This window comes from Janthinobacterium amylolyticum (genome assembly GCF_051380655.1).
GTDB lineage: Bacteria > Pseudomonadota > Gammaproteobacteria > Burkholderiales > Burkholderiaceae_D > Janthinobacterium.
This window is the reverse complement of the sequence record NZ_JBNYXL010000005.1, coordinates 250,749-264,323: the sequence shown is the minus strand read 5'-3', so window position 1 is coordinate 264,323 and position 13,575 is coordinate 250,749. Positions and strand designations below refer to the sequence as shown.

The window sequence follows — 13,575 nt, the reverse complement described above, 5'->3', positions numbered from 1 at the left end:
GGAGACACCAGCATGAAGTTACCGACCGCGCACCGCATCGCGCTGCTGTTCAACGGGAATAAAATCTATGACCGCGACATCATCGCGGGCATCGCCGCCTACCTGAACACCACGCGCGTGTCGTGGGACCTGTTCCTGGAAGAGGACTTTCGATGCCGCCTGCCCGGCATCGAGCGCTGGCAGGGCGACGGCATCATCGCCGATTTCGACGATCCCGCCGTGTGCGCTGCGCTGGCCCATAGCCGCGTGCCCGTGGTGGCTGTCGGCGGCTCGTATGCGCGCGAAGCCGACTACCCGGCCGGCATTCCCTATGTCGCCACGGATAACTTCAAGATCGTCAAGCTGGCTTACGACCACCTGGTGGAAGCGGGCCTGACGCGTTTCGCCTGCTTCAGCCTGCCCGAGGCGGAGGTCAACCGCTGGGCGCAGGAGCGCGAAACGGCGTTTTGCGCGCTGATGCAGCGCGACCACCTGCGCGCCGACGTGTACCGGGGCGTGGCCACCAGTGCGCCCTCGTGGGACGAGGCGGTGGAGCAGCAGATCGCCTGGCTCAACAGCCTGGAAAAGCCCGTCGGCATCATCGCGGTGAGCGATGCGCGCGCGCGCCAGCTGCTGCAGGCCTGCATGCACGCGGGCATCGCCGTGCCGGAGCAAGTGGCCCTGATCGGCATCGACAACGACCCGCTGGCGCGCATGCTCACGCGCATTCCCTTGAGTTCCGTGATCCAGGGAACCGAGGAGATGGGCCGCACGGCGGCGCACCTGCTGCACCAGATGTTGAATGGCGCGCGCCTGGCCGGTACGCGCATCCTCGTGCCGCCGGCCGGCCTGAACGTGCTCGCTTCCACGCGCCACCAGCCGTTCCAGCATCCGCAGGTGATGCAGGCGCGCCATTTCATCCGCCAGTACGCCTGCCAGGGCATCAAGACGGAGCAGGTGGCCGATTACGTGGGCGTGTCGCGCTCCTCGCTCGAAGCGCATTTCCGCCATGAGCTGGGGCGCAGCGTGCACGACGAGATCCTGCATTTCAAGCTCGATGCGGCCAAGACGCTGCTGGCGCGCGAACCGGGCCAGGTGGCCGAGGTGGCCGTGCGTTGCGGCTTTACCACGGTGCAGTATATGCACGCCGTCTTCAAGCGCGAACTCGGTTGCACGCCGCGCGAATTCCAGCAGCGCAGCCGTCCGCCGCCATGACGGTTTTTACCTTGCACAACGCGCGCGGCATGCGCGTAGCGGTCGATGCCCACGACGCCAGCCTGCAATCATGGTGGGCGCCCGACCGCTATGGCCGCATGGCCGACGTGCTGGCCAGGGCAGTGCCCGGCGCGCCGGCGCTCAATGGCTGGCTGGGGAGCATGCCTGACGATGCCAGCCTGCTGCTGCAGCTGGCGCAGGATGGCCTGTCGGCGCGCCTGCTGTACCGGCTTGGCGACGATGGCGGCTTGCACCTGGCCTGCGAGGCCACGACGGACGCCGTGTCACGTTTCGCGCTGCCCGCGCCCCGCTTCAATCTGCAGGGCCGCAGCACCAGCGTGGCCGACCATGTGCTGCGCCTGGCGGCCGGCCGCTACCGACCGGTGGGGCGAACGCAGGAGGAGCCCGTCGATGTCGCGGGCAGCGCTTTCGATTTTCGCCAGCCGGCACCCGTGGGCGCACGGCTGGCCTGGCCGGCGCTGGCGGGGATGGCCGGTTTCGATCATGATTTTTACTGCGCCGGGGATGGCGCACTGCGGCAAGCGGCAGTAGTTGCCGAGCCCGCTTCGGCCCGGGTCCTGCGTTTTTCCAGCACGCAATCCAGTTTCCATTTGCGCACCGATGCGCGCGGTTTTTCCTGCGCCACGCAGGCGCTGGAACTGTTGCCTGGCGTGGCCGCGCGGCTGGCGTTGATCTACCGTCTGGGGGTGCAGGATATGGATGATTTTGACATATCTGAACCGGTATCAATGATGTTAAATAAGTGATTGGTCAGATATGCGGGGCAGTTCTACCATGAGGTAGTTTTTCCCCTTTCTTTTTTCTTACCGACGCTGCGAACCTGCCCATGAATATAGTCACCATCGATGCCGGCACCACCAATACGCGTACCCTGCTATGGCGCGACGGGGCCGTGCTGGCCCAGGCGCAGCAGGAAACGGGCGTGCGCAATACGGCCATCGATGGCCACAACGGCGCGCTGAAACAGGCGCTGCGCGAGACCATCGCCTCCGTGCTGGACAGTGCTGGCATCGCGCCGGGCGACCTGCACCTGGCGCTGGCGTCGGGCATGATCAGTTCGCCCATGGGCGTGCTGGAAGTGCCGCATTTGCCGGCGCCGGCCGGCCTGGCGCAGCTGGCGCAAGGCATGCAGGCGGTGGACTTGCCCGACGTGCTGGCCCAGCCCCTGTGGCTGATCCCCGGTGTGCGCAACCAGCATGGCGCCATCGGCCTGCATAACGTCGAAGCGATGGACATGATGCGCGGCGAAGAGACGGAAGTCATCGGCCTGCTGGAGCGGTTGCAGCTGCGCGGCGCGGCCACCATCATCGTGCCCGGCTCGCACACGAAATTGATCAGTGTGGACGAGCAGCGCCGCATCCTCGGCTGCAGCACCACCATCGCCGGCGAACTGCTGCAGGCGATTTCGCAGCATACGCTGATCAAGCAATCGGTCGAAGGCGGCTTTGCGCAGACCCTGGTGCCGAAGATGCTACTGGCCGGCGCCGCCGCCGCGCAAAAAACGGGACTGGCGCGCGCCTGCTTCAGCGTGCGCACCCTGGGCCAGTTCAGCACCGTCGACTGCAACGAGCGTGCCAATTTCCTGATGGGAGCCGTGCTCAGTGGCGACTTGCTGGCGCTGCGCAACAGCACGGCCATCCAGATGCGTCCCGACACGCCGCTCGTCATCGCGGGCAAGCCCATGCTGCGCCAGGCGCTGTCGCTGCTGATCGAGGAGCAGGGCTTCTTTTATGGCAAGCGCATCGTCGTCGACGACCAGCAGCAAAACCATCTGGCGGGCCATGGCGCCCTGCTGATCGCCGCCGCGCGCGGCCTGATTTTACGCAAGGAAGCAGCATGAGTGAATCGAAAGGCAAGCGCGCCCTGCGCTCGCAGGCATGGTTCGGCGGCGACGACAAGGACAGTTTCATCCACCGCAGCTGGATGAAGAACCAGGGCTATCCCAGCGATGCCTTCGATGGCCGCCCCGTCATCGGCATTTGCAATACCTGGTCCGAACTGACGCCCTGCAATGGCCATTTCCGCGACCTGGCCGAAGCCGTCAAGAAGGGCGTGCTGGAAGCGGGCGGCTTCCCCGTCGAGTTTCCCGTGATGTCGCTGGGCGAATCGAATCTGCGCCCGACGGCCATGCTGTTCCGTAACCTGGCCAGCATGGACGTGGAAGAATCGATCCGCGCCAACCCGATCGACGGCGTGGTACTGCTGACGGGCTGCGACAAGACCACGCCGGCGCTGCTGATGGGCGCGGCCAGCGTGGACTTGCCCACCATCGTGCTGTCCGGCGGCCCCATGTTGAACGGCAATTACCGTGGCCAGCCCATCGGCTCGGGCACGGACGTGTGGAAGTTTTCCGAGGATGTGCGCGGTGGCCGCATGACGCAGGCGCAGTTCCGCGAAGCCGAATCGTGCATGTCGCGCTCTTCCGGCCATTGCATGACCATGGGCACGGCGTCCACCATGGCCAGCATGGTCGAAGCGCTGGGCGTGACCCTGCCCGGCAATGCGGCCATTCCCGCCGTCGACGCGCGCCGCAAGCTGCAGGCGCAACTGACGGGCCGGCGCATCGTCGGCATGGTCGATGAAGACCTGAAACTGTCGCAGATCCTCACGCGCGAGGCGTTTGAAAACGCCATCATGGTCAATGGCGCCATCGGCGGCTCGACCAATGCGGTGATCCACCTGCTAGCCATTGCCGGGCGCATCGGCGTGGACATGCGCCTGGGCGACTGGGACCGCCTGGGGCGCGATATCCCGTGCCTGCTGAACCTGATGCCATCGGGGCAGTACCTGATGGAAGATTTTTACTATGCGGGCGGCCTGCCCGTCATCATCCGCGACTTGCTGGGCAAGTTGCATGGCGAGGCGCTGACGGTGACGGGCGCGACCCTGGCCGTGAACGTGGCCGAAGCGGAAAATTTCAACCCGCAGGTGATCACGCCGCTGGCGCAGCCATTCAAGGACGAAGGCGGCATCGCCGTCCTGCATGGCAACCTGGCGCCGCGCGGCGCCGTCATCAAGCCATCGGCCGCCACGCCCGCGCTGATGCAGCACCGCGGCCGCGCCGTCGTCTTCAACAGCATCGAACACTATAAAAAGCGCGTCGACGATCCGCAGCTCGATATCGATGCCAGCTGCGTGATGGTGCTGCAAAACTGCGGCCCGCAGGGCTATCCGGGCATGGCGGAAGTAGGCAACATGGGGCTGCCGAAAAAACTGCTGGAGCAGGGCGTGCGCGACATGGTGCGCATCTCGGACGCGCGCATGAGCGGCACGGCCTTTGGCACGGTGGTGCTGCACGTGGCGCCGGAAGCGGCCGTGGGCGGCCCGCTGGCGCTGGTGCGCGACGGCGACATGATCGAACTGGACGTCGAGGGCCGGCGTTTGCACCTGGACGTCGACGAGGCCGAACTGGCGCGCCGCCGCGCAGAGTGGGCCGCGCCGCAGCCAGCCATGAAGGGCGGCTACCAGTCCATGTACATCAAGCACGTGACGCAGGCCGATGAAGGCGCGGACCTCGACTTTCTCGTCGGCTGCCGCGGGTCGGCCGTGCCGCGCGAATCACATTAAAAAAGAAGGAAAAAATGATGGGGACACAGGCCCAATTACTGGTCGACGCGCAAAATTTCCTGGGCGAGGGCGTGCGCTGGTGCGAACGCAGCGGGCGGATTTTCTGGACGAATATCGAAGGCTGCCAGTTGCATGCGCTGGAGCTGGCCTCAGGGGAACGCCAGACCTGGGACATGCCAGAGCGCCTGGCCTGCTTCGCGCAGACGCATAGCGACGACATCCTGCTGCTGGGCCTCGCCTCGCGCCTGGCGTGGTTTGACGTGCGTAGCGGGGCCGTCACGCCCTTGCACACGGTGGAGGGCGACTTGCCCATGACGCGCCTGAACGATGGCCGCTGCGACCGCCAGGGACGCTTTGTCTTCGGCACGCTCGATGAACGTCCGTGCCGCGACGCCATCGCCAGCTTTTACCGCCTCAACCTGGATTTGACCCTGGAACGCCTGCCGCTGCCGGCGATCGCCATCTCGAACAGCATCTGCTTCAGCGTCGATGGCACGGCCATGTACTTTTGCGATTCGATGAAAAAGGCGATCTACCGCTGGGACGATTACCTGGGCGGCGATGCCAGCCGGGTGCGCGTGTTTGCCGTGCTCGAACCGGGTCCCGGCGCGGCCGATGGCGCCACCATCGACGCGGACGACCACCTGTGGAGCGCGCAGTGGGGCGGCGGCAAGGTGCTGCGCTTCGCGCCCGATGGCAGCGTCGAGCGCACGGTGACCTTGCCCGTGTCGCAGCCCAGCTGCGTGAGCCTCGGTGGCGGCACCTTTGACGAATTGTTCATCACGACGGCGCAGGAAAGCTTGAGCCCGGCGCAACTGGCGGCCGAACCTTTGGCCGGTGGCCTGTTCCATGCGCGCCAGCCCGGCGTGCGCGGCTTGCCGGAAGTGCGCTTCGGCGCCGTGCCGGCCTGAGAGGAGAAGGCATATGCAAAGAAACCTGGTTTTCAATGGCATCCTCGAACGGGGCATGGTCGGCATCGTGCGCGCCGGCTCGCCCGACGCCGCCCTGCAGATCGCCGAGGCGTGCATCGCCGGCGGCGTCACGGCGCTGGAAGTGGCCTTCACCACGCCCGACACCCTTGGCGTGCTGCGCACCCTGCGCGAACGCCATGGTCATGACGTGCTGCTGGGCGCGGGCACGGTGCTCGATGCGGAGACGGCGCGCGCCGCCATCCTGGCCGGTGCCCAGTTCATCATCTCGCCCGGCGTCAACGTCGAGACGATTACCCTGTGCCAGCGCTACCAGGTGCTGTCCATGCCGGGCGCGATGACGCCGACGGAAATCGTCACGGCCCTGCAGGCGGGTGCCGATATCGTCAAGGTCTTCCCGGCCGAGATGTTCGGTCCCGCCTACATCAAGGCGCTGCGCGCGCCGCTGCCGCAGGCGCCCTTGATGCCGACAGGCGGCGTGACGGTGGAAAACCTGCACGAATGGTTCGCCAGCGGCGCCGTGGCCGTGGGGATCGGCAGCAGCCTGAGTGGCCCGGGCGCCACGGGAGATTACGCGGCCGTGACGGCGCGCGCGCAAGCCTTCGTGGCAAAGATGGCGGCCGTGCGTTCTCAATAACGTCCTGCTGAGAAAACCGTAGCGAGCGGATGTGAGTTGTGGCTGAGAAGCGCAGCTGTGCGATGCACGGGGCCGCCAAGGCAGTGAGCATCGGAGGACGCAAATCGCGCCGCGTAGTAGGTTTTTTCTGCTACGCTAGGCGGGCAATGTCGCACGCCTGCCTATACAAACCATGTCCAACATCGCCCGCATCCTGCAAGACAGCCGCATTATCGCCATCGTCGGCATGTCCGACAAGCCGGAACGCGCCAGCCACGAGGTGGCCGACTACCTGCTGCGGCATGGCTACCGCGTGCTGCCCGTCAATCCGGCCCTCGCCGGCAAGGAAGTGCTGGGCCAGCGCGCCTTTGCCACCCTGGGCGACGCTGCTGCCGCTGTGGCCCCCGCGCGCATCGATATCGTCGACTGCTTCCGCAAGTCGGAAGACATCCTGCCGATCGCCGAGGAGGCCATCGCCGTCAAGGCGGGCTGTCTGTGGCTGCAACTCAATATCGTCAACGAAGCGGCGGCGCAGCTGGCGCGGGCGGCGGGGCTGGAGGTGGTGATGGACCACTGCACAAAAATTGAGCACCGCAAGCTGGCGGTGGCGGCATGAAGGCGCGCACGCAATTTCGCGCCGGTAAGGGCTATGCGCTGGACGAGGACTTCGCCGGCAAGCGCCTGCTGGGCGCGGCCACCAAGGCGGCCAACAAGAAGTTGACATCGGCCCAGTGCAAGGCCATGGACCGCGAGGAAACCGTGGCGCTGACGGCGCAGATCGCCGAGTGCCAGAGCATGCTGTACGCGCAGCACAAGAAAAAGGTCTTGCTGGTGTTGCAGGGCATGGACACCTCGGGCAAGGATGGCACCGTCAAGGCGATCTTCAGCAATATCAACCCGATGGGCATCCGCGCCGTGGCCTTCAAGGGCCCGACCGACATCGAACTGGCGCACGATTACCTGTGGCGCGTGCACCAGCACGTGCCCGTGAAGGGCGAGATCGCCATCTTCAACCGCAGCCACTACGAGGATGTGCTGATCACGCGCGTGCAGGAAATGATCGACAAGCCGGAATGCCAGCGCCGCTACGCGCAGATCCGCGATTTCGAGCGCATGCTGAGCGAGACGGGCACCGTCATCCTGAAAATCTTCCTGCATATTTCCAAGGACGAGCAGAGGGGACGGCTGCAGGAACGGCTCGATGATCCCGACCGCCAATGGAAGTTCGATCCCAACGATATCGCCCAGCGCAAGAAGTGGGATGCCTACCAGCGCGCCTATGAAACGGCGATCCGCGAGACGGACGCCGACCACGCGCCGTGGTATGTGGTGCCGGCCAATTCCAAGACCCAGCGCAATCTGGTGGTGGCGTCGCTGCTGCTGGAAACCCTGCAGGGCATGAAGCTCGCGTATCCGCCGCCGGACCCGAAGCTGTCGTCCTACAAGGTCGAGTAAAAGCGCGGGCGCTTCGGCTGTCCGCCTGCGGAATCGGCCGCGCTGTGGCATAGTATCTTCCGTCGATAATTCAAACCAGACCGGAGATCCATATGCTGCAGTTGAAAGATCCTACCTTGTTGCGTCACCAGGCTTACTTGAACGGAGCCTGGGTCGATGCCGACGGTGGCCAGACGATTAATGTGAGCAATCCCGCCACCGGCGAGCATATCGGCACGGTGCCCTTGATGGGCGCGGCCGAGACGCGCCGCGCCATCGAAGCGGCCAACGCGGCCTGGCCCGCCTGGCGCAAGAAGACGGCCAAGGAGCGCGCCGCCGTGCTGCGCCGCTGGCATGACCTGATCCTGGAAAACGCCGACGACCTGGCGCTGATCATGACCACCGAACAGGGCAAGCCGCTGCCGGAGGCGAAGGGCGAAGTGCAGTTCGGCGCTTCGTTCATCGAGTGGTTTGCCGAGGAAGGCAAGCGGGTCGCGGGCGACACCCTGCAGTCGCCATGGCCGGATCGCCGCCTGGTCATCACCAAGGAGCCGATCGGCGTGTGCGCCGCCATCACGCCATGGAATTTCCCCGCCGCCATGATCACGCGCAAAGTCGGCCCGGCCCTGGCCGCCGGCTGCCCGATGGTCCTGAAACCGGCCGAAGCGACGCCGTTTTCCGCGCTGGCGCTGGCCGTGCTGGCCGAACGCGCTGGCGTGCCGGCGGGCGTGTTCAGCATCGTCACCGGTGCGCCGAAAGACATCGGCGGCGAAATGACCTCGAACCCGATCGTGCGCAAGCTGACGTTTACGGGCTCGACCCAGGTGGGTCGTCTGCTGGCAGAACAATGCGCGCCGACGATCAAGAAGCTGTCGCTGGAACTGGGCGGCAATGCGCCGTTCATCGTCTTTGACGACGCCGACCTGGATGCGGCCGTGGAAGGCGCCATCGCTTCGAAATACCGCAACGCGGGCCAGACCTGCGTCTGCGCCAACCGCCTGTACGTGCAGGACAGCGTGTATGAAGCGTTCGCCGAGAAACTGGTGGCGGCCGTGGCCAAGCTGAAGGTCGGCAACGGCATCGAGGCGGGCGTCACGCAAGGTCCGCTGATCGATGACAAGGCTGTCGCCAAGGTGGAAGAGCACGTGGCCGACGCGCTGGGCAAGGGCGGCCGCCTGCTGGCCGGCGGCAAGCGCCATGCGCTGGGCAATGGCTTCTTCGAGCCGACCATCATCGCCGACGTGACGAACGACATGCGCGTGGCCACCGAAGAAACCTTCGGCCCGCTGGCGCCATTGTTCCGCTTCAAGACGGACGAGGAAGTCATCGGCCTGGCGAACAACACGGAATTCGGCCTGGCCGCCTACTTCTATTCGCGCGACATCGGCCGTATCTGGCGCGTGGCCGAAGGCCTGGAAACGGGCATGGTGGGCGTCAACACGGGCTTGATCTCGAACGAGATCGCGCCCTTCGGCGGCGTCAAGCAATCGGGCCTGGGCCGTGAAGGGTCGACCTACGGTATTGAAGACTACCTGGTCATCAAGTACATCTGCATGGGCGGTATCTAAGACCGCTGAATAAGACCGCTTAACGTGAGCCGCGGCGCGCAGCCAGACGATCCAGCATGCCCTTGACCGCCTCCATTTGCGTGCCGCTCCTGCGGTAGAAATCCGGGTCGATGGGGTTGACGCTGGTGTAGCCCCAGAAATCCCAGCAGCCTTTCGGGTTGTAGGGGTGGACGGGACTCGGCTCGGCCTGCGGATACAGCACGATGATCTTGTTGGCGTCCGCTACCTGGTTGTAGCCGGTGCTGGTGTAGAAGCGGTTGCCGATCGCCTGCGTCGTTTGCAGACAGCCGTGGAAGACCACGTGGACGCGGCAGGTTTCGCTGTCGCAGGCTTTCGGAATGTAGGCGTAGCCCGTATTGTTCATGCTGGAATACGCTTTGCGGATGAAGCTGCGCTGGTTGAAGGCGATTATCTTGCCCGTCGGGGTGGCCGCTGGCGCCTGCAGGTCCGGGTACAGATGCTGCAGGATGTCGCGCGCCTGCGTGTAGTCGCAGTCGTTGATGAACGGCGACTCTGTCACGGCGCAGGGCTTGTCGTTGGCGCTGTCCGTCAGGATGGCGTGGCCCGCGCCGACATTGTCGATGAAGCGGATCTGCGCCGCCGGCGTACCCGCCAACTGGTAGAACTGGCTCACCTGGTTGACCACGGGCCGTGTCACGGTCCGGTCTTGCGTTCCACTGAACAGATACACGCGCTGGCGCTTCAGGTTGGCCGTATCGTCGATCAGATTGGCGCGCGCGAAATCGTTGGCCGCGCGCAGCAATTCGCTGGCCACGGGTGGCGCCACCTGCGATTCGCCCGGATTCATGCACGTCGTCAGGGCGTTGGTCAGGTAGGGAATATACGGGAAGCGGCCCGGCTGGCCCGAGCAGAAGTACGGGCCGCCCGCGATGATGCCGGCGCCGGCAACGGTGGCCGAATAGGCGACGGCAAACTGCGCCGCCATGAAGCCGCCGGACGACAGCCCGGACACCGTGGTCTGACCCAGGTCGACCTGGTAGGCGGGCAGGGCGGGTGCATCGTTGGCCGCGGCGGGTTTGACGGCTTTGGCGGCCTTGACGGTCGTGGCGGCGTGCACGCCGGCTGGGGCCAGGAGCAGCAGGCTGGCGGCCAGCAGGGCGGCGGGGAATGCGGTCAGGTGCGGGTAGGGCATGGCAACTCCACAGGGCAAGGAAAGGGGCAGGAAGGCCGAGCATAGGTAAAAAAACTGTGTGCTGGGCAAGTACTGCACAGGCTTTGATGTCGCTCAAGCAATTGCTGTTGTTGTCTGCCTTGCACGCGCGCGCGGCGTTTGGCATAGAATGGTTTTTTCTTTTCGACCATGGTGCCCTTCATGTCCAAGATCCTAGCTCCGCTGTTTGCGTGTGCGGCCCTCGCTGCCAGCCTGGCCGTGCCGGCCCATGCCGCCACCCCTGCAGCTCCTGCAGCCGCCGCCGCGCCGGCCGCCTGCCCCGCCATCCTCAAGCAAACCTTCAACCGCCTGCAGGATGAAGCACCGCAAAACCTGTGCCAGTACGCGGGCAAGGTCGTGCTGGTGGTGAATACGGCCAGCTATTGCGGTTTTACCAATCAATACGAAGGGCTGGAAGCGCTGTACGCCAAGTACGGCGGCAAGGGCCTGGTGGTGCTGGGTTTCCCGTCGAACGATTTCGGCAAGCAGGAACCGGGCAACAGCAAGGAAATCGCCGATTTCTGCTACAACACCTATGGCGTCAAATTCCCCATGTTCGCCAAGTCGGTGGTTTCCGGCCCGGCGCCCAATCCGCTGTACCTGGACCTGATCAAGCAGACGGGCAAGACGCCGGCCTGGAATTTCCATAAATACCTGATCGACCGCCAGGGCAAGGTGGTGGAAAGCTTCCCCAGCAAGGTGACGCCGGACGACAAGAAACTGGTTGGTGCGGTGGAAAAGGCGCTGGCGATGTAAGTTGTCGAGACACAAGCAGGCTTGAATGCCTGCTTTTTTTTAATGCCGCGCTTGTCGTCTTGCCATCATTGTCCTAAGCTGGTTGTTCATCTTTTGAACAACCCTCAAGGAGATCATCATGGCGTATGTCGATGGATTTGTGGTGCCCGTACCGAAAGCCAGGCTCGATGACTATCTGGCCATGTCGCGCAGCTGCGCCGCCGTCTGGCGCGAATATGGCGCGCTGGAGTTTCGCGAATGCGTGGGCGACGATGTCAAGCCGGGCAAGCTGACGTCGTTCCCGCAGGCGGTGGACTTGCAGGATGGCGAAGTGGTGGTGTTTTCCTGGATCGTGTACGAGTCGCGCGCCAAGCGCGATGAAATCAACGACAAGGTCATGAAAGACCCCCGCCTGGCCGAGATGATGGACCCGGCCAAGCTGCCGTTCGATGGCAAGCGGATGATCTATGGCGGCTATGAAATGCGCATAGATCTTTAAGTTGCCAGCACGGCCGGCAGCGCGCCGCGCAGCGCATTGCACACGACGATGGCTTCGGCGCGCGCCAGCATGGCGCGCGTGATGACGGTTTCCTGCGCGTTCCAGGCGGGATCGGCCAGCATGGCCGCGCGCTGCACGCCGGGCAGCAAACCGCAGGACAGGGGTGGCGTGTGCCAGCGCCCATCGAACTGCACGAAGACATTGCTGCGCCCGCCTTCCGTCAATTCTCCCCGCTCGTTAAAAAACAGCATGTCAAAGCCGCCTTGCGCCTCGGCCGCGCGCCAGGCCGCGTCGTAGCGCGTGCGCACGCTGCTCTTGTGGCGCAGGAACAGGTCGTCCGCCGCTGTAGTGTCGGGCGCCAGCATGACCTTCACGGTGTCAGGCAAGGCGCTCAGGGCGCCGCTTTGCACGTTGAACTGGCCGTCGCAGCGCAGCGCCAGGCGCAGGCGGAAGGGGGCGTCGTCGGGGCGCGCCGCGCAGGCCGCGTGCAGCGCCGCGCGGGCCGCATCCGCATCCCAGGCAAAACCAAAATAGGCGCAGGACGCGGCCAGGCGCGCCAGGTGGCGCTCCTGCTGGCGGCAGCCATGGCCACGGCTGGCGTGCAGGGTCTCGAACAGCTCGAAGTCGTTCGTCAGGCCCGTCAGGAAGCGCGCCTTGAGCTGGCATTCCGCGAATTCCTCGTGTGGTTCGCTGTCCAGCACGATGCCGGCGCCCACGCCCATCTCGCCGCGCCGGGTGCCCTTCGCTCCTGGGGGCTGCAAGGCCAGGGTGCGGATCGGCACGGACATGCAGAAGTCGCCCACAGCGTGACCAGCGCCGGCGCCTGGCGGGTCGAACCAGCCGATGGCGCCCGTGTAGATGCCGCGCGGCGCCGGCTCCAGTTCGGCGATGATTTCCATGGTGCGGCGTTTCGGCGCACCCGTGATCGAGCCGCACGGATACAGGGCCTGGAAGATGTCGGCCAGGCTGGCATCCTGGCGCAGGCGCGCCTGCACGGTGGAGGTCATTTGCAGCACGCTGCTGTAGCGCGTCACCTGGAACAGCGCCGGCACCTTGACGGAACCCGTGACGGCGATGCGGCCGATGTCGTTGCGCAGCAGGTCGACGATCATCAGGTTTTCCGCGCGGTTCTTCGGATCGGCAGACAGGGCGCTGGCGCGGCGCGCGTTTTCTTCCGCCTGTTCGGCTGGGGCGGCCGGCGCCGTGCCCTTCATGGGGCGCGCCGTCAGCTCGCCCTGCGCATGGCGCACGAACAGTTCGGGCGACAGCGACAGCAGGGCGCCGCCATCGGGCAGCATCACCAGCGCGCCGTAGGGCACGGGCTGGCGCGCGCGCAGCCGCGCATACAGGGCCAGGGGCGAGCCGAAGGCGTCGAAGCGCAAGCGATACGTGTAGTTGACCTGATAGGTGTCGCCGGCCACGATGTAGTCGTGGATGCGCTTGAGCGCGCGCGTGAATCCGGCCTGGTCGACATTGGCGTCGATGCCGGCCACGCCGGCAGGTGCGGCTGTCGCCGGCGCGTGCTCCACCAGCCACTGCGCCACTTCGTCCTGCGACAGCTGGGTGCAGTGCTCGAAGACGAGCACCTGCGCCAGCGGCGGCGCGTCAAGGCTGGCCGCGCGCGGCGGCATGGCCAGCAGGTGGGCACCGAGTTCGTAGCTGCACACGCTGACGGCGTACTTGCCGCGATCCAGGGCACCTTGCAGGCCTTCCAGCAGGGCCGGCCACTGTTGCTCCTCGGTGCACTGCAAGACCGCCGCCAGGCCCGTGTACAGGCGCGAACCGGCGCCGGGGGTGCTGGCGTCGTCGAGCAGGGCGAAACAGGCGGTAGGCATGGGCAC

Annotated in this window: 13 protein-coding genes; 11 read left to right on the top strand and 2 right to left on the bottom strand. The window is 65.6% G+C overall.

Going from position 1 to position 13,575, the window contains the following annotated elements; translation table 11 throughout:
• The first annotated feature begins 12 nt into the window (after positions 1 to 12).
• The 9 genes from ACQ4WR_RS12685 (at position 13) to gabD (ending at position 9,329) form a co-directional block, all read left to right on the top strand.
• Positions 13 to 1,194, top strand: coding sequence for a XylR family transcriptional regulator (locus tag ACQ4WR_RS12685; RefSeq protein ID WP_102292999.1), 1,182 nt, complete (start codon positions 13 to 15; stop codon positions 1,192 to 1,194).
• Positions 1,191 to 1,961 (top strand): aldose epimerase family protein, encoded by a 771-nt coding sequence (locus ACQ4WR_RS12680; RefSeq protein WP_436487608.1) that lies wholly within the window; start codon positions 1,191 to 1,193, stop codon positions 1,959 to 1,961. Before ACQ4WR_RS12685 ends, ACQ4WR_RS12680 begins: the two co-directional genes overlap by 4 nt.
• 80 nt (positions 1,962 to 2,041) lie before the next feature.
• Positions 2,042 to 3,055 (top strand): 2-dehydro-3-deoxygalactonokinase, encoded by a 1,014-nt coding sequence (locus ACQ4WR_RS12675; protein ID WP_436487606.1) that lies wholly within the window; start codon positions 2,042 to 2,044, stop codon positions 3,053 to 3,055.
• On the top strand, positions 3,052 to 4,782 hold the full coding sequence (gene araD / locus ACQ4WR_RS12670; RefSeq protein WP_102292996.1) for an L-arabinonate dehydratase: 1,731 nt from the start codon (positions 3,052 to 3,054) through the stop codon (positions 4,780 to 4,782). Before ACQ4WR_RS12675 ends, araD begins: the two co-directional genes overlap by 4 nt.
• Positions 4,783 to 4,796: 14 nt before the next feature.
• Complete coding sequence (locus tag ACQ4WR_RS12665) at positions 4,797 to 5,693, top strand: SMP-30/gluconolactonase/LRE family protein (RefSeq protein WP_436487603.1); 897 nt, start codon at positions 4,797 to 4,799, stop codon at positions 5,691 to 5,693.
• Between the two features lie 13 nt (positions 5,694 to 5,706).
• The gene (locus ACQ4WR_RS12660) at positions 5,707 to 6,348 is read left to right on the top strand and encodes a bifunctional 2-keto-4-hydroxyglutarate aldolase/2-keto-3-deoxy-6-phosphogluconate aldolase (RefSeq protein ID WP_436487602.1); all 642 of its coding nucleotides are present in this window, start codon (positions 5,707 to 5,709) and stop codon (positions 6,346 to 6,348) included.
• Between the two features lie 172 nt (positions 6,349 to 6,520).
• A complete protein-coding gene (locus ACQ4WR_RS12655) occupies positions 6,521 to 6,943 on the top strand; it encodes a CoA-binding protein (protein WP_436487601.1) in 423 nt (140 codons plus the stop codon).
• Positions 6,940 to 7,782, top strand: a complete 843-nt coding sequence (locus tag ACQ4WR_RS12650) for a PPK2 family polyphosphate kinase (protein ID WP_436487600.1) — start codon at positions 6,940 to 6,942, stop codon at positions 7,780 to 7,782. The genes ACQ4WR_RS12655 and ACQ4WR_RS12650 overlap by 4 nt, the downstream gene beginning before the upstream one ends.
• Positions 7,783 to 7,874: 92 nt before the next feature.
• Positions 7,875 to 9,329, top strand: coding sequence for an NADP-dependent succinate-semialdehyde dehydrogenase (gene gabD / locus ACQ4WR_RS12645; protein WP_102292991.1), 1,455 nt, complete (start codon positions 7,875 to 7,877; stop codon positions 9,327 to 9,329).
• Between the two features lie 19 nt (positions 9,330 to 9,348).
• On the opposite strand, the gene ACQ4WR_RS12640 is transcribed toward gabD, so the two are convergent.
• On the bottom strand, positions 9,349 to 10,482 hold the full coding sequence (locus ACQ4WR_RS12640; RefSeq protein ID WP_436487597.1) for an extracellular catalytic domain type 2 short-chain-length polyhydroxyalkanoate depolymerase: 1,134 nt from the start codon (positions 10,480 to 10,482) through the stop codon (positions 9,349 to 9,351).
• 180 nt (positions 10,483 to 10,662) lie between these two features.
• Between ACQ4WR_RS12640 and ACQ4WR_RS12635 the strand changes: the two genes are divergently transcribed.
• Positions 10,663 to 11,256, top strand: coding sequence for a glutathione peroxidase (locus ACQ4WR_RS12635; RefSeq protein ID WP_102293091.1), 594 nt, complete (start codon positions 10,663 to 10,665; stop codon positions 11,254 to 11,256).
• 118 nt (positions 11,257 to 11,374) lie between these two features.
• A complete protein-coding gene (locus tag ACQ4WR_RS12630) occupies positions 11,375 to 11,734 on the top strand; it encodes a DUF1428 domain-containing protein (protein WP_102292989.1) in 360 nt (119 codons plus the stop codon).
• Here the strand turns inward: ACQ4WR_RS12630 and pabB are convergent.
• Entirely contained in the window at positions 11,731 to 13,569 is a 1,839-nt protein-coding gene (pabB, locus tag ACQ4WR_RS12625) for an aminodeoxychorismate synthase component I (RefSeq protein ID WP_436487595.1), read from the bottom strand. The two genes, ACQ4WR_RS12630 and pabB, sit on opposite strands and share 4 nt — an antisense overlap.
• Positions 13,570 to 13,575: the final 6 nt, after the last annotated feature.